At 55.7% G+C, this 20664-nt stretch carries 17 protein-coding genes; 7 read left to right on the top strand and 10 right to left on the bottom strand.

Features of this window, described 5'->3' with window-relative positions; all coding sequences use genetic code 11:
- Positions 1-134 precede the first annotated feature (134 nt).
- From AC0IXA_RS17445 to AC0IXA_RS17435, 3 genes are all read left to right on the top strand, one after another.
- A complete protein-coding gene (locus AC0IXA_RS17445; RefSeq protein ID WP_460154425.1) occupies positions 135-1499 on the top strand; it encodes a phosphohexomutase domain-containing protein in 1365 nt (454 codons plus the stop codon).
- Positions 1500-1599: 100 nt separating this feature from the next.
- Complete coding sequence (locus AC0IXA_RS17440) at positions 1600-2823, top strand: glycosyltransferase family protein (protein WP_471814047.1); 1224 nt, start codon at positions 1600-1602, stop codon at positions 2821-2823.
- Complete coding sequence (locus tag AC0IXA_RS17435) at positions 2820-4205, top strand: glycosyltransferase family 4 protein (RefSeq protein WP_471814045.1); 1386 nt, start codon at positions 2820-2822, stop codon at positions 4203-4205. The genes AC0IXA_RS17440 and AC0IXA_RS17435 overlap by 4 nt, the downstream gene beginning before the upstream one ends.
- 48 nt (positions 4206-4253) lie before the next feature.
- Here the strand turns inward: AC0IXA_RS17435 and AC0IXA_RS17430 are convergent, their stop codons facing one another.
- Genes AC0IXA_RS17430 through AC0IXA_RS17395 form a run of 8 tightly spaced genes read right to left on the bottom strand, consistent with a single transcriptional unit; the run spans position 4254 to position 11485 of the window.
- Complete coding sequence (locus AC0IXA_RS17430) at positions 4254-5555, bottom strand: glycosyltransferase (protein WP_471814043.1); 1302 nt, start codon at positions 5553-5555, stop codon at positions 4254-4256.
- Positions 5552-6589 (bottom strand): glycosyltransferase family 4 protein, encoded by a 1038-nt coding sequence (locus tag AC0IXA_RS17425; RefSeq protein ID WP_471814041.1) that lies wholly within the window; start codon positions 6587-6589, stop codon positions 5552-5554. Before AC0IXA_RS17425 ends, AC0IXA_RS17430 begins: the two co-directional genes overlap by 4 nt.
- The gene (locus AC0IXA_RS17420) at positions 6586-7620 is read right to left on the bottom strand and encodes a glycosyltransferase family 4 protein (protein WP_310405685.1); all 1035 of its coding nucleotides are present in this window, start codon (positions 7618-7620) and stop codon (positions 6586-6588) included. Before AC0IXA_RS17420 ends, AC0IXA_RS17425 begins: the two co-directional genes overlap by 4 nt.
- Positions 7620-8723 (bottom strand): DegT/DnrJ/EryC1/StrS family aminotransferase, encoded by a 1104-nt coding sequence (locus AC0IXA_RS17415; RefSeq protein WP_471814039.1) that lies wholly within the window; start codon positions 8721-8723, stop codon positions 7620-7622. The genes AC0IXA_RS17420 and AC0IXA_RS17415 overlap by 1 nt, the downstream gene beginning before the upstream one ends.
- Positions 8724-8733: 10 nt before the next feature.
- Positions 8734-9363 carry an acetyltransferase gene (locus AC0IXA_RS17410; RefSeq protein ID WP_471814037.1) on the bottom strand — a complete coding sequence of 210 codons (630 nt, stop codon included), beginning with the start codon at positions 9361-9363 and terminating at the stop codon, positions 8734-8736.
- A complete protein-coding gene (locus AC0IXA_RS17405; RefSeq protein ID WP_341639356.1) occupies positions 9360-9899 on the bottom strand; it encodes a hypothetical protein in 540 nt (179 codons plus the stop codon). The genes AC0IXA_RS17410 and AC0IXA_RS17405 overlap by 4 nt, the downstream gene beginning before the upstream one ends.
- A gap of 5 nt (positions 9900-9904) precedes the next feature.
- A complete protein-coding gene (locus tag AC0IXA_RS17400; protein ID WP_039760008.1) occupies positions 9905-10648 on the bottom strand; it encodes an ABC transporter ATP-binding protein in 744 nt (247 codons plus the stop codon).
- 12 nt (positions 10649-10660) lie between these two features.
- A complete protein-coding gene (locus AC0IXA_RS17395) occupies positions 10661-11485 on the bottom strand; it encodes an ABC transporter permease (RefSeq protein ID WP_227972800.1) in 825 nt (274 codons plus the stop codon).
- A 355-nt stretch (positions 11486-11840) separates the two neighbouring features.
- On the opposite strand from AC0IXA_RS17395, the gene gmd reads away from it, so the two are divergent.
- From gmd to AC0IXA_RS17375, 4 genes are read left to right on the top strand one after another with little or no spacing between them, the layout of a single operon-like run.
- A complete protein-coding gene (gene gmd, locus AC0IXA_RS17390) occupies positions 11841-12872 on the top strand; it encodes a GDP-mannose 4,6-dehydratase (RefSeq protein ID WP_039760002.1) in 1032 nt (343 codons plus the stop codon).
- Positions 12872-13768: a GDP-mannose 4,6-dehydratase gene (locus AC0IXA_RS17385; protein WP_341639357.1), complete on the top strand. Its 897-nt coding sequence runs from the start codon at positions 12872-12874 to the stop codon at positions 13766-13768. Before gmd ends, AC0IXA_RS17385 begins: the two co-directional genes overlap by 1 nt.
- Positions 13769-14914: a glycosyltransferase family 4 protein gene (locus AC0IXA_RS17380; protein ID WP_341639358.1), complete on the top strand. Its 1146-nt coding sequence runs from the start codon at positions 13769-13771 to the stop codon at positions 14912-14914.
- Complete coding sequence (locus AC0IXA_RS17375) at positions 14911-16056, top strand: glycosyltransferase family 4 protein (protein ID WP_471814033.1); 1146 nt, start codon at positions 14911-14913, stop codon at positions 16054-16056. The genes AC0IXA_RS17380 and AC0IXA_RS17375 overlap by 4 nt, the downstream gene beginning before the upstream one ends.
- Positions 16057-16126: 70 nt before the next feature.
- Here AC0IXA_RS17375 and AC0IXA_RS17370 read toward each other — a convergent pair whose 3' ends face one another.
- Together AC0IXA_RS17370 and AC0IXA_RS17365 are read right to left on the bottom strand one after the other, a co-directional pair.
- Entirely contained in the window at positions 16127-18328 is a 2202-nt protein-coding gene (locus AC0IXA_RS17370; RefSeq protein WP_471814031.1) for a hypothetical protein, read from the bottom strand.
- 130 nt (positions 18329-18458) lie between these two features.
- Complete coding sequence (locus AC0IXA_RS17365) at positions 18459-20654, bottom strand: hypothetical protein (RefSeq protein WP_471814029.1); 2196 nt, start codon at positions 20652-20654, stop codon at positions 18459-18461.
- Positions 20655-20664 lie beyond the last annotated feature (10 nt).

The raw sequence follows: 20664 nt of genomic DNA, 5'->3' as shown, positions 1-20664 counted from the left end.
CATAGGCCTGACCGGCGATTTTTTACCGGTCGGGCTTATTTGCATGTGACATTGCGCGACTTCACTCCCTATCGATGATTCACAGCTGCGGCATTTACCGGCGGCTGTCTCGGATTCCCAGGCAAGAGATCGAAATGCATACCCCTATCAAGACCCGCTGCTTCAAGGCTTATGACATCCGTGGTGAAGTACCGGTCGATCTGAATGAGGATGTCGCTTACCGGATCGGCCGGGCCATGGTCGTTGAGTTGCAAGCCAAAAGCATCGTGCTGGGGCGCGATATGCGACTGGAAAGTCCGATGCTGGCCGAGGCGATGGCCCGTGGACTGAGAGAGGCAGGTGCCGATGTCATCGACATTGGCCTGTGCGGAACTGAAGAAGTCTATTTCGCCACCAGTGCCTTCAATGCCGATGGTGGCGTAATGATCACGGCGAGTCACAATCCCAAAGGCTATAACGGGATGAAACTCGTCAAGTCGCAGTCACGTCCCATCAGCGGTGACACCGGGCTGAACGCCATCCGTGATCGGGTAGAGAGTGGTGACCTTGGCGCGTTGGCGGATGCCGTAGGTAATGTGCGTGAGGCGTTCGTTAAAAGCCGTTACATCGACCACTTGCTGACTTACATCAACGTGGCGAACCTCAAGCCGCTGAAGATCCTCGCAGACCCTGGCAACGGTGCTGCCGGGCCGGTCCTGCAGGAGTTGATGGGCAAGTTGCCATTCGAATGGACGCTGATCAATGCCGAGCCGGACGGTCACTTCCCCAATGGCGTGCCCAACCCTCTGTTGCCGGAAAATCGCGAGCTGACGCGCCAGGCATTGCTTGAAAATGGCTGCGATGTCGGGTTGGCCTGGGATGGGGATTTCGACCGCTGTTTCTTTTTCGATGAAACAGGCCGGTTTATCGAAGGTTATTACCTGGTCGGTCTGCTGGCGGAAATGCTCCTCAAGCAACACCCGGGCAGCAAGATCATTCATGACCCGAGGCTGACCTGGAACACCATCGAGCAGGTCGAGCAAGCGGGCGGGGTACCGGTGCTGTGCAAGACCGGACATGCCTTTATCAAAGAGCGCATGCGTATCGAGGACGCCATTTATGGCGGCGAAATGAGCGCCCACCACTATTTCCGTGATTTCGCCTATTGTGACAGCGGGATGATCCCCTGGTTGTTGGTCACGGCCCTGATGTCCAGCACTGGCAAGAGCTTGGCGCAACTGGTCGATGAGCGTATTGCCGCTTATCCATGCACCGGCGAGATCAATTATCGCGTTGAAGATGTGCCGGCGATGCTGCACAAAGTCCTGGAGCATTTCCTGCCGCTCAATCCCGCGCTCGACAGGACTGACGGCATCAGCGTGTCGTTTGCCGACTGGCGCTTCAACCTGCGTGGCTCCAACACCGAGCCGCTGTTGCGCCTCAACGTCGAAACCCGTGGCGATCAGGCATTGATGTGGGCGCGTCTGAAAGAGATCGAGTTGTTGATCAAAGGGGCTTGAAGCTTCGCCCGTCTGGTATTCAGCAGCGCCCGTGCTTTGGTGAGCGAAGCACAGCGATGCGGGCGCGGGTTGCGAAATATCATTTCTATAGGTTGCCATTTTGAAAACGGTTTTATTGCTAAGCACGTACCCGATTGCCAGTCCCCGCCACGGCGGACAGGTCCGGGTCGCCAACATCGCCAAGACCTTTCGCGAAAATGGTTGGGATGTAACTCATCTGGCGGTATATGAGCCGGAAGGTTATCCGCCATCTACCCTGGGTGCCAACGATGTCAGCTTTCCGGCTGGCAGCGATTTCAGGAAATACAAGGGCACGTATGTGCCACTGATCAACGATTTGCTGTCCGGGGAATTCGCAGCGTCGGAGCAGGGCGGGTTTGCTGACATTCTCAAGAAACTGCCGCCAGTGATCGACGTCATTCATGTCGAGCAGCCATGGCTATGGCCGCTGGTGCTGAAGATCCGCCAGATGCCGCAATACGCCAATGCGTGCCTCATTTACGGTTCGCAGAACATCGAGGCTCCGCTGAAGCAGGAGATTCTCGACAGCTATGGCATCAAGGGCGCCGAATCGGTGATCGCCGACATCGAGACGCTCGAGCGCAAGGCAACGCTGGAAGCAGATATTGCCGTGGCGGTAACCCAGGCCGATTTCGATATTCTCAAGGTCTGGGGCGCGAAAAGACCGCTGCTGGCGTCCAACGGTATCGCGCCGTGGTCGGCCAGGGCGGAGTTGCTCGTCAGTTGGAAAGAGCGGCTGCCGCAGTCGCCCTGGATTCTCTATGTTGCCAGTGCTCATCCGCCCAACTTCAAGGGTTTCAATGAATGCCTCGGCAGTTCTCTGGCGTGCATTCCTCCGGACAGCAAACTGGTGGTGGTCGGCAGTGTATGTGAGCACCTCGAAACCACACTTCGCGACAGTCGCTGGGGGCAACTGAACCTGTCGCGCCTGCAACTGCTGTACATGCTGCCGGACGAAGATCTGGACGCCGTCAAGACACTTGCGCACGCATTTCTGTTACCGATCCCCCACGGCGGCGGCTCGAATATCAAAACCGCCGAAGCCATTTACTCTGGCAAGTACGTCATCGGAACCGAAGCGGCATTTCGTGGTTTTGAACAGCATCTTCTGCTTCCCGAGATCAGCGTTGCGCGTACGCCACACGAGTTTCATGCGGCAATCCGCGCGCGTCTCACCGGGCCTGCGACGATCAGTGGTGACGGCCCGGACAGAGCATCGCGTGAGCCATTGACGTGGGCTCGGAGTCTGGAATCAATTCCGCGTACAGCGGCAGACGTTATCGTTCAGAAGGCGCAAGCATGACCACTTGGTTTGATGTAACAACCATTCTTGGCTGGCGTCGGCCAGCCGTAGGCATTATTCGTACCGAGGCAGAGGCTGCGGCCCATGCGCTCGAACTGATTGCGGCGGGGGAAGAGGTGAAGTTCTGCTTCTTCAGTCATGCCACCGGATACAGCGCGATCGATGCGGCCGATGTGGCAAAAACCCTGAAGAGAATTTCCGGGGTTCACGCGGCAGCGCCAGGCCGGACAGTTGCCGGCACTACCAATAAACGTTCGATAGAGGCGCGCCTGAAAGAAAAGGCGACCAAGGTACTGAACCGCCTGCCTCCCAAGTTGAGCGGGCGTATCTATCAGTTTTTCCAGCTGCGCCGTACCTCCATCGTGGAAGCGGTGATCGGCGTCCGCCATTTGATTTCGGCCGCACGGGCTTTTTTCAAACCGGCCCAGCGCAGCCATGTATTCAATCCTGCATCACGCAAAATGCACAGTGGCGGCCATCCCTTTGCCAAAGGTGACAGCTATATATCGGTGGGGCTGGACTGGGACAATAAAGACCTTGTACATCTCTATGAGTTGAAGAATCAGGTCGGTTTGCGCGTCATTCTCTTCTGCTACGACGTGATTCCGGTGAGGCTGCCACACTTGTGCGTGGGTGATGTTGCGGCCAAGTTTGCCAATTACTTTGCTGACGTCGCCTGGTGCGCGGACAAGATCCTGTGCATTTCCGAATGCACGCGCAAGGATCTGATCGCGTTGCTCGACGAATTGGGTGCACCGGTTCCTGAAACGGCGGTGGTCAAGTTGGGCTGTCAGCTGTCTCACGAGTTGAGCGACGCTGTCAGCCCTGACGTCGAAACATTATTGAAAGAGCGTTTCGTCCTGTTCGTTTCCACGATCGAGCGCCGCAAGAACCATGAAGTGCTTTACCGCGCCTATACCCGCCTGATCGATAGCGGTGTTCAGGATCTGCCTAAACTGGTCTTCGTCGGAATGCCGGGTTGGGGCGTGGGTGACTTGTTATCGGACATCTCGCTTGATCCGAGAACTCAGGATTACATACGCATTCTCAATAACGTTTCGGACTCAGACCTCATGCACTTGTACCGCAACTGCATGATGACTGCGTTCCCTTCATTGTATGAAGGATGGGGATTGCCTGTTGCCGAAAGTCTGGCTGCCGGCAAGTACTGCCTGGCCTCCAGTGCGGCTTCGATTCCAGAAGTAGGCGGGCAGCTGCTGGACTACCTGGAGCCATGGGATGTGTCGGCTTGGGTGGCTGAACTGCATAAGTATGCGTTCGATCCGCTGGCGCTGGCGGCCAAGGAAGCGGCCATAAAGCGTGATTACAAACCCGTTGCCTGGAAAGAGACGGCGCAGTTTGTTTTCGATAGCCTGAAGTAACGATTACAGCATGCGGTGGATCAGGGTCGATCCACCGCATGCTGGTATTTAGGCAATCGTATTGGTGTTGAACAGATTCAGCGACTTGAGAATCTCGGGCGTACCGAGCAATTCGGGGCTTGCTGACCATTTCTCGATGATGGTCGCAAAATGGTCGACCGCTGAAATGATCACCTTCGCCCGAAGCGCGACAGGCACCGCCTGCACAAGTTTATGGGCGTAGTTCTCGGCCGTGAATGTCTCCTGTGCCCACGTTTGCGCCTGCTTGCCGATATCGATCGCCGAGGAGGGGCTGCTGCGCAGTGATAGAAGGATCTTCTTCAGATCTTCTATTTCCCTTTCAGGCGATACCTTCAATACGTACTGATCGGGCAGTTCGCTGTAAAAGCCGGTGTCGGTAACGATGGTGGCTTTACCGTACAGCATCGCTTCGATCGCAGAGGCTGAAGCCGCTTCGAGGCTGGGCCAGCGCAGGCAACTGATAACGTCAGCTTCGCGAATGGCCTCTGACAAAGCGGCGTCATCGACTTCGTTGGAAATAATAAGCTCGACCCCGGCTTTGGCGGCCATTTCGGTCAATTTCCGTTCGACATCCGGAAGGATCGCCCCCACCAGACGGTAACTCACGTTCTTTCGAAGTGAGGCGTTGCTGGCAATGGCCTTGATGCAACTTTCCACGCGTTTGTTGGGGTTGACGTGGCCGATGGTCAGCAACCGCAACTTGCGATTGTCATTTTGTACCGGTTGCCCGTCGACAGCCCCAGGAGCATCGTAGGCCAGCGGCGTCACAAAAACCGGACCCGCGCACGCGGCCATTACCCGCTTGCATCCCCAGTTGCTATGGGTAATCACGCCGGTGGCCATCGAACTGATCCATTCGGTCAGCGGTGCGGTTTCTTGCGTCGAATTGATGAAGGTCGCACTGTCGCTGACGTTGAAGTAGTCGGTGGCGATTCTGCGTCCGTACCACTGCGTCAGGATGTGATGGGCCTCATCGCGCCGTTGCTGCGCCCAACCCCAGAAAAGATGGCCGAGGAAGAAGTCATGCAGGCAGACAATGCCCGGGGCTTTGTGAAGCCAGGCCACGCCACCTTCGTGAAACTCGTAGTTGTCGCCGATCTGGTAAACGAGGCAGTCAGCGTCCGCCACTTCGGTGCCAACCCGCTCTTCATCCGTCCAGGCAATGACAGTGCAACCGAAGTCATGAGCCTCTTTGTCGAGAACATGCGGGCTTTCAGTGCGCACCAGCACAATGTGGTGCTGCTGACTGAGCAGGGCGCGAACCACGAGACGAGTCATCCTTCCGATGGCGGAGGATTTGACGCCGGGGGTAAAAATGACCAGTTTCATTTAAGTAGCGCCTCTATGGTCTCGGGCCAGTTGATGCCCAGGGTATTCCACAGCGCCTCCGCGCCTTCGCCGTATTCGATGGTTCGGGTTTTGCTTTCGAATGCCGCATTCATCGCTTCTGCCAGACTTTCTGCAGTGGGTTCTGCTCGCCATCCGGACTCCTGTGGATTGACCAGGCCCAGAATGCCACCGCTGTCCGTCGTCGTGATCAGTGCTTTGCGCGCAGTGGCGGCTTCCATCGCGACGTAACCCAGGGAGTCTTCATCGAACGGAATGTAAGCAACGGCGAGTGCACGATTGACATAATTGACGTAGGTGGAGCGCGGCAGGAATCCAAGGTCAAGTTTGACGCGATCATGAAGGCCGAATTCATTGATGATCGAATGCAATTGCAGCGTGTCGGCGTGCGACTCGGGAGGCCCGGCAATGACCAGCTTGACCCGTTTGTCGGCTTTGGCAAGTGCTCGCAGCAGCAAGTGCTGACGCTTCATGCCGTTGACGCGTCCGCCGGCAAATATGTAATCGTCATATTCACCGCCGGTGAATGCTTCAGGATCGTTTACAGGCGGCAATAACACCTGCGAGTCGAAGCCGTTGTACTTGAACAACCGCTGTCTGGTCACTTCGGAGTTGGTGTAGATGTTGCGGCTCTCCGCGAATGTTTCGTTGTCCGCGTTGATAATGGCGTTGCGAATGTCGGTGCCGCTTTTGTCTGCCGGCAGGTTGGTCTGGCCGACGTCGTAAAGGTCATAGGCCTGACGATACTGGTGCAGCAGCCACAGTGATTTGCGGTGGTGGCGAACCAGGTACGCCGGGAATTTCAAGGCGATGACGTGATCGGTATTGAAGATTTCCAGCGTGCGGGTCAGCAGCATCTGGGAGGGGATGCGCGATGCCGGTTCCCACTGAGCCGGGATGCGCATGACTTCGGCGTCGTGACCGGCCATGAGCAGGTTTCTTTGCAGATTGACCGCCAGTTCTTCGGCGCCGCCCCAGATGAACGGAGCCATGTTGTTCACAATCAGGACTTTCATGCCAACAGACGCTCCAGCACATGTGACCAGGAAATTTTCAAGTCAACCAGGCGCTGCCGGGCATTCTTGCCCATGGCTTCGGTCAGACTTCGATCCCTGTAAAGTTTGTCCATCGCAGCGGCCAGAGACTCTGGAGTCGGCTCGGCGATATAGCCGTTATAGCCATCCTGAACCAATTCCAGAACGCCACCCGAGTCGGTAGTGGTGAGAATCGGTTTTTCCGCGTGACTGGCTTCGAGGCTGGGATAGCCGTAGGAGTCTTCATCGACCGGAAGGTAGGCGGCAGCCAGGCAAACCGACAGCTGCGCAACCTTTTCTTCTTCGGTGATCCAGCGATCATCCAGGGTCACTCGGTCTGAAAGGCCGTACTCTTCGATTTTTTCGCGCAGGGCGATACCGTAGTCAGGACCCGCGCCCGTACCCAGCAACCGCAGGCGGACCGGCGTCGTCGTATAGTTCAGTGCGTCGATCAGCAGGTGTTGGCGCTTGTGATGTTCAAGGCGGCAGATGTAAGCGATTTCATCGTTGTAGCCAGCGCAAAAAAAACGCTCCGACTCGAAGACCGGAGGGTAAAGCACCTCGCTATCGAAGTCGTTGTAGGTCTTGAGGCGCTTGGATACGACCTTCGAATTGGTGAAGATTGCCTTTGCTTCGCCCAGGGCTCGGGTATCGGCATCCACCAGCGCATCGCGAATTGCGCGATGCTTGGCATTGTCCGGGAAATCGCGGTACGGGCTGTCCCACATATCGTAGAACGCACGAATATGATGGATGAACCAGAGGATCTTGTGCGGATGGGGAATCAGGTGCGACTGTGGCCGGAAACATATCACCCGGTCAGCGCTCTGCAGATCGACCCAACGCAACGCCATCATCTGTTGAAACAACAGATCCGGCGCATCCAGTTCGGGCAAGTAGACGACTTCGACCTGATGGCCGGCTGCCGTCAGCGTGGAAGCCAGCCAGTCGACAATATTCCTTCCGCCCCCTCTGATGAAGGGCACGAATGTGGAGCAAAGGGCGATTTTCATCAGTCGGCCAGGACCTCACGCAGGCTGGCTGCAATTCTGATGATGTCATCCTGAGTCAGGTCCTGATGCGTCGGCAAATTGATGCCCCGTCCCGACCACAAGTCTGCAACAGGGTAGGTACTGTCTTCCTTGTACGGTGGCAGCACGTGCATCGGGTAGAAGACCGGGCGGGTTTCGATACCCATGGCATCAAGCTTTTGCATGACTTCGTCACGTTTGTGCTCGTCGCCATCGCTCAGGAAGATGTTGTACATCCAGAAAACCTGTTTGGCCCAGGAGGCCTCGGTCGGCAACACGATTTTGCCAGCAAGCTCGGCCAGCGCTTCGTTGTACCAGCCAGCGAGCCGATCACGATCAGCCAGGGCAGTATCAATGTGTTCCATTTGCGCCAGACCGATCGCTGCCTGAATGTTGGTCATGCGGTAGTTGTAGCCGACCACTGGAAACCAGTAACGACGCTTCGGATCCATACCCTGACCACGGAACAGGCGCAGTTTCGCTGCCAGTTCATCATCGTTGGTGGTAATCATGCCGCCTTCACCGGTGGTGACGATCTTGTTGCCAAAAAAACTGAAGGTTGCGCACGTGCCGAGGCTGCCAACCTTGCTGCCCTTGACCTCGGCGCCATGTGCTTCGGCCGCGTCTTCCACTACCCACAGGTTGTGTTTGCGGGCGATGTCGTTGACGACATCCATCTGCGCAGGGTGACCGTACAGGTGCACCGGGATGATGCCTTTGGTCTTCGCGGTGATCTTGCTTTCGATTGTCTGCGGATCGATGTTCATCGTATCGGCGCACACGTCCACCAATACTGGCGTCGCTCCGCAGTAGCGCACGGCATTGGCAGTGGCAATGTAGGTCACTGTCGGAATGATGACTTCATCGCCCGGTTGCAGGTCGAGCACGACCAATGCGAGGTGCAGTGCAGTGGTGCCGTTGTTGGTCGCGATCGCATGCTTGACGCCGCAGAATGCTGCGAAGCTTTCTTCGAAGGCGCCGATGTATTTGCCGTTCGAGGAAATCCAGTTGGTATCCAGGCAATCCAGCACATACTTACGTTCGTTTCCGGCAAGCTTCGGTTGTGCAACAGAAATACGATTCATGCTTGTTCCTTCAAATTTTGTGTAGAGCTTTGGCTGGCACGCCTACGACTGTGGTTGCCGACCCGATGTTCGAAATGACGACGCTGCCAGCACCTACCATCACCGACTCACCAATATGAACCTCGGGAATGATTTTGCTGCCGACACCGATAAAGCTGAAATTGCCCACATGCACATTGCCCGCCAGCGCGCATTGCGGAGCAATATGGACCGCCTCGCCAATCACGCAATCGTGATCGATAGTGGCGCCGGTATTGACGATGCACAGGTCCGAAATTTTCGCCTCGGCGTTGATAACGGCGCCAGCCATGACGGCGATTCCCCTTCCCAAATTAGCTGAAGGTGAAACCACTGCTGCCGGACTGATCGCATTGACCAGGCCAAACCCTAACTGGGCCGCCTTCGCGGCCAGCTTGTTTCGCACTGAATTGGACCCGATCGCGATGAACGCCTTTTCGTAGCCATCCTTGCGAAGCGCCGCAAGGTGTTCGTCATTTTTAAGTACGGGAACTCCCAGGCAGGTATCCGGACTGTCCGGATTACCTACGCAGTAAGCGACGCTATCGCCTTGGGCTCGCAGCAATTCGATACACACCTTGGCGTGCCCGCCGGCACCGACGACGATCACTTCACTTTTCATGCACCTTCACCTCTGGCTTGTCGAGGAGCGGCCGTGGCCTCGCCCTGAAGCGAATCGACAGCCGGTTGACGGTCGACGCCCGCACATTTCTGTTCGATACGGTCCAGTTGTTGTTGCAGGCTTTCCAGCGAGTGCTGGCCGGAAAAGATTTTTTGCGACAGTCGGGTCTGTATCTTCGCCGAGTTCGCCAGGCGCTGAAATTCGAGAACGATCTGCTGGTGCTGCTGGTACTGAATTTTCTGCAGCTTGGTGAACTCTTCCAGCATTTCCTGGCGGAGGGTGGAGGTGAAGTAGTTGCGCAGGCGGAACAATAGTGGGCGCGTGACCGGTCGGGCCGCTCTGACAAGGCGATGCGCAATACGCACAAGCGCCTGTTTCGTATAGTGGCGTACGATCAGTTTCATGCCTGGCTTGGTCGCTACGACCTCCGCCGGGACATCAGCCCCCGTTTCAATGAGGTTCTTGGCGTGCAGGCGGCTGGAGGCCAGCGTGAAAGCCACTTGTATATCCACGCCGTTGCGCTTAATGCTGTTCATCTGCCTCAAGCTCCGAAATAAGCCGCGGTGACCGTCGCCGGGTCGCCATCCATTTTTATTTTCCCGTGCTCAAGCCACAGCACTCGATTGCAGGTGTGCATGACAAGTTCGCGTGAGTGGCTGGCAATCACCAGGATATTGGTCGATTTCACCAGCTCGTTCATGCGGATTTCGGCTTTGTGCTTGAAGCCTTCATCACCCACCGAAAGCCATTCGTCCATCAACAGGATTTCCGGTTTTATCGTCGTCGAAACCGCAAACGCCAGACGCAAGTGCATCCCTGACGAATAAGTGCGGATCGGCATGTCGACGAAATCACCAAGCTCGGAGAATTCGATGATCTCGTCGAGCTTTTCGGCGATCTCCGACTTGGTCATGCCAAGAATGCCGCCGCGCAGGAAAATGTTTTCCCGGCCGGTCGCTTCCGGATCCGTACCCAGTGATATGTCGATCAACGAGCCGATTTCTCCCTTGATCACGGCGGTGCCGGAGGAAGGTTCGTACACGCTGCTGAGCAAGCGCAGCAGGGTGCTCTTGCCTGCGCCGTTGTGTCCAAGGAGGCCGACCCGATCCCCGTCGCGGAGGGTGAACGTCAGGTCTTCCAGAGCTCTGACAATCACTCGGCCCTGTTGATCCGCACCTAACTGACCGCCGGTAGCCACTTGCATCAGACGCTTTTTCAGCGAGCGCCCGTTCGCGTTATAGATCGGAAAATCTACACAGACATTTTTGAATTCGATCAAGGACATTAGTCGTTCTTCTCAGAGCCAGTATGCGATGCGGCGCTTGTAACGGCCGTAAACCACGAGCGCGAAAGCCCAGCCGACGACGGCCATGCCCAGGGAAACCCACCAGTTGGTGGCGGTGGGCAACTGCCCGATCAGCGGGGATCGAACCACCGACATGACATGGTAGGCCGGGTTCAGATCAAGCAGGTACAGACCTGCCCGTTGCGGCAGCAAGCTTGGCATCCACATGATTGGCGTGAGGTAAAACACGACTTGCAACAAACTTCCGACAATCTGGGGCAGATCACGGTAGCGCGCACACAGAATGCCCAGCAGAAGGGCGATCCAGGTCAAGTTGAGCAGTGCCAGGAAAAAACCCGGAATGCTGATCAGGGCCAACCAGGTCAGCGGTTTGCCGACGGCCAGCAGTACCAGTGGAAAGATCACGATGTTGTGACCCAGAATCAGGATGTTGCGCCAGATCATGCGCATGATGTGGGCAAACAGGGGGATCGGTAATTGCTTGATGATGCCTTCGGCGGCGATGAAGCCGGTGCAGCCTTCGGTGATCACCGTCGACATGAAGCTCCAGAGAATCATGCCGATAGCGAGAAAGGGCAGGAATTCCTGAATCGGAGAATTGAAAATCTGACCGAAAACCACACCGATGGTGGCGATCATGACGCCCATGCTGATAGTCAGCCAGAACGGTCCGAGTGCCGACCTTCTATAGCGCTGTCGAACGTCCTGCCAGCCTAGCATCCCTACTAAAGCGTACCGTCTCGTCGCGGCGATGATGTCCGACACGGCGATACTTACTGAACCATTGCGCATTAATAGCACCAGATTGTTGATCAAAAAAACACGCCATTTTAGGCTTGGGTGCGGGGAGTGTCACTCTTTCTGAGTTATTTCTTTATTGCCTGTCGCACGAGCTGGGGGATTTCGATCGGTAGCAGCAACTTCTTGATTTATATATCCGTGTAGGCGTGGCATGGATCGGGCAGAATGCAATCCTCGACGTGCGGAGGAATGTCATGGGCTGCTGGCATAATGATCCTGTTACGCCTGGCGAACAGCTTTGGTATCGTCGTTCCGAGCCGCATTCTGTATGATCTGCAAGATTTCATGGCTCTTCGACTTAGAGCTCAATGGGCGCACATGACACAACGGAGCCTGGCAAAGGCTCTCTAATGGAGTTTAGAGGATTCGCATGAAAGCTATCGTTACCGGCATTACTGGGCAAGACGGCGCCTATCTGGCGGAACTGCTGCTGGAAAAAGGTTATACGGTGTACGGCACCTACCGTCGAACCAGTTCTGTCAACTTCTGGCGCATTGAGGAGCTGGGTATTGAAAAGCATCCCAATCTGCATCTGGTCGAGTACGACCTGACCGATCTGTCGGCCAGCATCCGTCTGCTTCAGACCACTGAAGCGACTGAGGTTTACAACCTTGCAGCCCAGAGTTTCGTTGGCGTGTCATTCGATCAGCCTCTGACTACCGGTGACATTACCGGCATGGGGTGTGTGAACCTTCTGGAAGCGATCCGGATCGTCAATCCGAAAGTGCGTTTCTACCAGGCGTCGACTTCCGAGATGTTCGGCAAGGTGCAGGCGATTCCACAGATCGAAAGCACACCTTTCTACCCGCGCAGTCCTTACGGCGTTGCCAAACTGTACGCGCACTGGATGACCATCAACTACCGCGAGTCCTACAACATCTTTGCCACCAGCGGCATTTTGTTCAACCACGAGTCGCCACTGCGCGGACGCGAGTTCGTTACCCGCAAGATCACCGACTCCGTGGCGAAGATCAAGCTGGGCCTGCTCGACAAGATGGAACTCGGCAATCTGGACGCCAAGCGTGACTGGGGCTTTGCCAAAGAGTACGTCGAAGGCATGTGGCGCATGCTGCAGGCAGACGAACCGGATACTTTTGTACTCGCGACCAACCGTACCGAAACCGTGCGCGATTTCGTGACCATGGCCTTCAAAGCTGTCGGGATCGATCTGGCCTGGAGCGGTGCGGCTGAAGACGAGAAGGGCACAGACCTGGCGACTGGCAAGGTGTTGGTCACGATCAACCCGAAATTCTATCGTCCTACCGAAGTCGAGCTGTTGATCGGCAACCCTGCCAAAGCCAAAGCGGCGCTGGGCTGGGAGCCAAAAACCACGCTTGAAGAGCTGTGCCGCATGATGGTCGAGGCGGATCTGCGTCGAAATGAGAAAGGGTTTTCGTTCTGATGAGTATTGCCGGTAAACGCGCGTTGATCACAGGTATTCAAGGTTTCACCGGGCGGTACATGGCTGCCGAGCTCAAAGCCGGTGGTTATGAAGTGATAGGGATGGGTACACAACCGTCGGATGAACCTGGCTATTATCAGGTTGATCTGGCTGACGGTTCTGCCTTGCGCGAGTTACTGGCAACTATTCAACCCGACGTGGTAATTCATCTGGCCGCACTCGCCTTTGTGGCTCACGGTGCGGCCGATACGTTCTACCGTGTCAATCTCATCGGCACCCGTCACCTGCTGGAAGCCGTCGCAGCTTGTGGCAAGGTGCCGGACTGCGTGCTGCTGGCAAGCAGTGCCAATGTCTATGGCAATGCTTCGGCGGGGTTGCTCAGTGAATCCACACCGCCAGCGCCGGCCAACGATTACGCAGTCAGCAAACTGGCCATGGAATACATGGCCAGTCTTTGGCATAACCGCTTGCCGATAGTGGTGACACGTCCTTTCAATTACACCGGTGTCGGCCAGGCCGAGAGCTTTCTGCTGCCGAAGATCGTCGCTCATTTCCGGCAGCGTGCGGACAAGATCGAGCTGGGCAACCTTGATGTATCTCGCGACTTCAGCGATGTGCGTGCTGTGGTCAAGGCTTATCGCGGTTTGATCGAGGCGCGGCCTGTTGGCCAGACGGTCAATGTGAGTTCGGGCAAAAGTCATTCCCTGCGTGAAGTGATCGACATGTGTTCGGCTATCACGGGGCATCAGCTTGCAGTCGAAGTGAACCCGGCGTTTGTCCGAGCCAACGAAGTCAAAATTCTGTGCGGCGACAATACCCGTCTTTGTGGGCTGGTTCAGGGCTGGGACACGCCAAGGCTGGAAGAAACTCTGAGCTGGATGCTTGCGGCGGAATAAATGAAGCTAGTTCTTTCAGTTGAGCCGATCCGCTTTCCGCTGACTGGCATCGGTCGCTATACCTATGAACTTGCGCTGAGACTTCAGCAAAGTCCTGAAATTACCGACCTGCAATTTTTTGCCGGTCGACGTTTTCTGCCTGAACTTCCCACCGCTTCCAATGAGTCGGGCAGCGGTTACGGCTTGAAGCGCGCGGTGCAGAAGAACTTTCTGGCGGTGGAAGCTTATCGGTTGTTAATGCCGATGTTGCGCAAGGCTGCCCTGAAAGGGCATGGGGATTTTCTTTACCACAGCCCCAATTATTATCTGCCGCCTTTTGCCGGGCGCAGCGTGGCAACGTTTCACGATCTGTCGCCCTTCACCTGGGCGCATTGTCACGCGCCGCAGTTAGTCCGTTACCTGCAAAAAGAGCTGAAAACCACACTGGTCAGGGCCGATGCTTTGATCACTGATTCGGAATTCACGCGACAGGAACTGGCCAGCTATTTTTCCTGGCCCATCGAACGAATCCATACTGTGCCGCTGGCCAGCTCTCCGGAGTTCTTTCCTCGCGCGCCGCATGAGCTTCGCGATGTGCTTGCACGCCATGGCTTGAAGCCCGATGGCTACACGCTTTTCGTCGGTACGATCGAGCCGCGCAAGAACATCGAGACGTTGCTCGCCGCCTATGGTCGATTGCCCCTTGCATCGCGAACCCGTTGGCCGTTGATCCTTACTGGGTATCACGGTTGGCGCAACGACGCGATTCACGAGAAGCTCGAAAGCGCCAGGCGTGAAGGCTGGGCGCATTATCTCGGATTCGTTCCCAGTGCAGACTTGCCCCTGCTGTTTGCCGGTGCACGTCTGTTCGCGTTTCCGTCGCTTTATGAAGGTTTCGGTCTACCGGTTCTGGAAGCCATGAGCTCCGGGGTGCCGGTGGTCTGCTCCAATAGTTCCTCGCTGCCTGAGGTGGCGGGTGATGCTGCGCTGATGTGCGCCGCGCTGGACGTTGAAGCGCTGACCGGTCTTATCGAGCGCGGGCTGACCGATCAATGTTGGCGCGATGCCGCCGTCATCAAGGGAATGAAGCACGCGCAAGGCTTTTCCTGGGAGCGTTGTGCTCGAGAAACCCTGCAGGTCTACCAAAAGGTTATCGACGCCAAATGATCAAGGTTCTGCACTTCTTCAAAACCTATTACCCGGAAACGATGGGCGGGATCGAGCAGGTCATTTTCCAGATAGCCCAAGGCGGCGCGGAACACGGGTTTTCCTCCGAAGTGCTGTACCTCAGTGAGCGGGGCGCTGCTCGTAATGAACCAGTGGGTAATCACCTGACCCATCGCTCCAGGCTGGATATGCATGTTGCCTCGACGGGATTCTCTCTGTCCGCGTTCAAGGACTTTTCGCAGTTGGCCAAAGAGGCTGATGTGGTGCATTACCACTTCCCTTGGCCTTATATGGACCTAGCCCATTTTGCGACTCGGCATGGCAAACCCTCGGTACTCAGTTATCACTCCGATATCGTCAAGCAAAAGACACTGCTCAAGTTGTATCAGCCACTGATGAACCGCTTTCTCTCCAGCGTGGATTGTATCGTGGCGTCTTCACCTAACTACGCGCAAAGCAGTCCGGTGCTGTCACGGTTCCGCGACAAGGTCGAAATCATTCCTTATGGGTTGGACAGGGCTACCTATCCGGTCGTCCCCGAAACCAGGCTTGATTTCTGGCGGAGCCGGGTAGGTTCGAAGTTCTTCCTGTTCGTCGGTGCCTTGCGATATTACAAGGGGCTCGATTACCTGCTGGATGCGGCAAAGATCAGCGGATTGCCAGTGGTGATCCTCGGGGGGGGGCATCAGGAGTCCGAACTAAAAGAGCAGGCTGCGCGGCTCGGCCTTGCCAATGTGCATTTTCTGGGAGGCTTGGGTGATGAGGACAAGGCTGCGCTGTTGACGCTGTGTTATGCCTTTGTATTTCCATCACACTTGCGTTCGGAGTCATTTGGCATCTCGCTGCTTGAGGCGGCGATGTACGGCAAACCGCTCATTTCCTGTGAAATCGGCTCGGGTACAACCTTTATCAATATCGCTGGTGAAACCGGTCTCGTGGTCGCTCCGCGCAGCTCTGACGGATTGGCTGAGGCAATGAATCGGCTTTGGCATGACACCCCGTTGGCTCTGCAGATGGGGCGTCAAGCAATGCAGCGATATAAAAGCGTGTTTGCAGCTGAAAACATGGTGAAGGCCTACGCCGCTGTCTACCGCAAAGTCATCAAGGCTAGTGCTTCCGCGCCCCGCGTGATTGAGCGCTGACTGTCTGTCAGATAGCAGCATCACAGGCGTCCAGGATTTTCTAACGCCTGTTTCCGCTATTGGCTTCAGCTCAATGTTGTCTGGAGATGTGGATTCCTTCCAGAATTGCGGACAATCCGAAATAGTTGTCATCGGTCAATGAGCTGAACTCGATGACGTTGGGGCCGTGGTGCAGTACGCCTTGATCAATCACTGCCTTGAATTTGCCCATTTCGCCCCACGAAAGAATAACGGGTGAACCATTGATCGATATCGCCATGCTGTTCATGATCGCATTGTTTAGTAGCAGACTGAATCTGCCCTCGAGAACGTATTGCCGACCATCTTTCGGAGCGAACCTGAATATCAGGCTGGACTGCTTTTCGCTCTTCCAGGCTGATGGCTGGTGATGAAAGTATTTCACATCCCAACTCGTTTCGCGCCAGCCTGACCCTTGAGTTGGAAGTTCCATGCTCCACCATTTCCCGAATGACCACCGATAGTCATCGTTGACGACCATGTCCTTGAAGCGGATGAAGTGAGTCTTTTTATTCATTACATCAACGATGCTTTGATAGCGGTCGGGCAGCACGTTCGCAGGCATTACTGGCTTAGTGATGTTGGATGCATCTGTGGAGGACTCAGCCTGCGTTTGCCTGCCGATCTCTACAGTGACGATATCCGATTTTGCAATGATAAGGCTCTTCGGCTGGGTTGTAGTCGGAAAGCCAGGGCCACTAACCGACGTTGGATATTCGAACGTCCAACCGTTATCGCCCTGGATGCATCGACCTTTTCTTTGTACGGCGTCGGTCTGCTGCCATTCGCCGCTGGGCATGTGACAGACCTGAATGTTTGAGACGGGTTTGCCGTAAAGGTATGAAAGCGAACCGTTAAGGCCGTCGGCGATAAACATCCATGTATGGTTGAGCTGATTGCCGTAATCAAGAATCAGCATTGTCCTGTTGTTGAGTTGCCCGTCGAAGTGATTGGCAATGTCTTTCAGGATACCCATCTGTTTTTTTGAGATTTCAACGTAGTGGTGAAACTGATAAAGCTGAAATGAAATGCCAGTGACAAACAGAAAACCTATGCAGGCATTGGTAAGCGGTCTGGAGAGACTTAAGCCGGTGTTGATGACCGCGAGCCACAGCAGAACTGCGCCCGGCGTGGCGAACAGAAACGTCCGCTGATTTATGACGAGGTGTGCGCCGGAAAGTAAAAACGGAGCGTAACCTAGCAGCAGTAGCGCCAATCCCGATAGCGCGAGCCGCGCATTCATTGACAGATCGGCAAAGCGCGCTGGTCCAGCCGGTTGAGCGTAACGCTTGGCGAGAAGGATGATGAGGAGAGTCAACAGCAGGCTGCTGGTGATCAGATAACCGTAGTTAACAAATTCCAGAACGGTGATTCTGGCGGCATCAAACCAGCCACCAAGGCTACTGCGCACCAGTCCAACGCTGAACAGCTTGGGAAAGTTGGCGGTCAGGGTAGATACGAGATCCTTCCCGGCCAGACTGCTTTGATAGCTTTTCACCAGGGGCGCGGTATGTATGACGTAAGCCAGATAAACGCCCACGCCGAGCAGCCAGATTCCGTGGTTAGTTGCCTTGTGCAGCACTTGTTGCAGTGCGCGCTTCATGCCTACTTTTGAATAAATGACCAGTGCCGGAATACAAGCGAGCAACAACGACGCTTCGTACATGAAGCAGGCGGCAGAGAAAAGAGTGGCGCCAAGAGTGCTGACCAGTCCCGCATGAAGCTTGCGTTGCAGGTTCAGAGCAAAAAGGAACAAGGCGCTGCCCAGCAGAGCCAGGCTGAGTGCCCAATTGATATGAATCGCGCGAAACGACAGCTGCATGGTATCCGCGGGATAGATGATCACCAGAACACTGGCAATCATCCCTAACTTCATACTGCCTGTCAGATTTCTCAGGAGGTAGCTGACCGCAGAGCCTTTGATGACCAAGGCAATCATCAGCAATACATGCCAGTAATCGAACGAGTTGCTGTCCAGCCAGTAGGCAACAGCCTGAGGGAAAATCGTCAGCGGTCGGAGCGCGTGGGGTGCAAGAGGGCTGGTGGTTCCGGTGAAAAAGAACACACCGTTATTGACGAACAGGCCCAGAATTCCCCATTCCTCCAGCAAGCCTGTCAGGGCGAATCCGAAGGGCAGCCAAAGTATCAGTACCACAACTATGGCAGGCAGGATATCGGCGAGACAGCGGCTCGTAAATGTGTGCCGGGAAAGCGTGCCTGGCTCGCTAGTCTTTACCGAAGACTTCGTAATCATTGCAAATGCCTTTGCGCGATACGCCGGGATCCAGGTAGGCCAGTCCTCGGCGGGAATAATTTAAAGTTGCCGGTATCCCGGATACCTGCGAAGAAGTATCCAGGATCAAACGGCTTGTCGGAGCTACGGGTCAGCGCTGCTTGGCTATTTTTACCCAGTCCAATCTGGCTGAAAGTCCGTAGTAGTTGTTATCCACTGCCGACACGAACTCGATGACATTGCGCCCGGTCTTGAGCAATTGCGGATTCAAATCACCTCCGAAGCTGCCGTCCGCGCTCCACTGCACCGGTATGACGGTACCGTTGACCAAAACCTGCATTTCGGCACGAATTTTTTCATTGGCAAATGCGTTGAACAGACCACTGATTGCGTAAGGGCCCGGGGTCGGCGCCAAGTCAAAATTCAGTGTGGCATGGGGAGCGTTTTTCCAGGCGGACGAGGTATGCCCGACTCGGCTTGCCTCCCATTCCGTGTTGCGCCAGCCAGATCCTGCAATAGGCGCGTCCAGGCTCCAGTATTTGCCGAAGCCCCAGAAGTATTCGTCTCGGTGTTCCTGAGTGCGGAACGTGAAGAAATTGAACCACGGTGCACTTTCAGTAATGCCATGCAGTCGCGCTGAAATCGGCAATACATTGGAGGCAAGGTTGCGACGGTAGACCTCCAGTTCCGGTGTAGTCGGTGCCGGATCTGGTTTGCCAACGGCGACCGTCACGACGTCGGCTTTTGCCAGTTTCCTGTCAGGTAGTTGCTGCGTAGTCGCAACTCCCGGGCCGCCAGCGGGGGTTGGATAGTGAAATGTCCAGCCCTCTGCGGTTTGTTCACAGGTACCCTTGCGTGCCAGCGAGTCGGTTTGCTGCCATTCATGACTCGGCATATAGCAAACCTCGAGAGTGTCGACAGGCTTGCCGTAGATGTGGAAAAGAGCCGCTGAAAGATTGGGGTTCAAGAACATCCAGTCATGGTTCAGCTCATTGGAATAATCAAGGATCACCAACGTTTTATTGACAGCATTGCCATCGAAATTTTCGACGATGTCTTTCAGCACGCGTTGTTGTCTTTGCGAAATGTCGATGTAGTGCTGAAACTGGAACAGCTGGGCCGCCAGACCTGTGCAAACAAGCAGTGCCGCCACAGCCGTGCTGGCGATCTTCGAATAGCGGTCCACAGCGACCAACAGGGCGAGGAAAAACAGGGTTGCGCCAGGCGCTGCGTAGAGGAAGGTCCGCTGGCTGACCGACATGTGAGCGAGGTTGAAGATGAAGGGCAGGTAGCCCATGCAAATCAGCAACAGGCCAACGACGATCATGCGACCCAGCATGGACCAGCTACGGCCGTTTTCGTTTGCGGAAGTCAGGGCGGTCGACTTACGGGCGACGACCTGGATCAGAACCAGCAGCACCAGAGTGGCGAGGGCCAGATACCAGTAGCTGCTGATTTCGCGGAGCGTGATGCGTACAGCGTCTATCCAGCCACCGATGATGCTGTGTCCCAGGCCCAGAGTGAAAATCTTGCTGTAGTGGCTCTTCAGCGAGGCCAGGGCGCTATCGCCGACGACTGCGCCTTGATAGGTCTGGACCAGCGGAGCGGTATGGATGACGTAGGCGATGTAGGCGACCGCTCCGGCGGCCCAGATCAGGTAGTGGGCGAAAAATCGCTTGAGATGGGGTATCAGCCCGCTGAAGCCGACTTGAACGAAGACGACCAGTGCCGGAATAGCGGCCAGCAGCAAGGCGACTTCATACATTGCGCAGCCTGCAGCGAGCAGGAGGCTGGAGAGAATGCTGAATGTAAAAGCGCGCGCGCGACTGCGCTGGTCAAGCGCATGCAAAAAGGTGACGCTGGCGAGCAGAACCAGACTCAATGCCCAGTTGATGTGAATCGATCTGAACGACAGCTGCATGGTGTCGGCAGGAAAAACGATGACCAGAATGCTTGCCAGCATGCCCCATTTCAATGCGCCCGTGATGCGCGTGGCGATGACGCTCAGCGCCCATCCCTTGATGACCAGAGCGATGATCAACAGCACATGCCAGTAATTGAACGTGTCCGGGTCCAGAAAGTAGCCAAGAGCGTGTGGGAAAATGGTCAATGGGCGCAGTGCATGTGCCGGCATCGCACTGGTCACATCGGTCACGAAAAACACGCCGATTCTGCTGAACAGACCGATGACACCCCATTCTTCGAGCAGGCCTGTCAGCGCGAAGCCAAACGGCAGCCACATGAAAAAGACTGTCAGTAAAGCCGGGCCGAAATGCGCCAGCAAAGTCAGCGCCGTTCTGCGCTGCAACGACGACGTCGGCGTGAACGCCAGATTAGTTGATGTCATGGGGCGCCTG

Source organism: Pseudomonas sp. AC083 (assembly GCF_979253165.1).
This window is presented reverse-complemented; position numbering and strand designations above follow the sequence as displayed.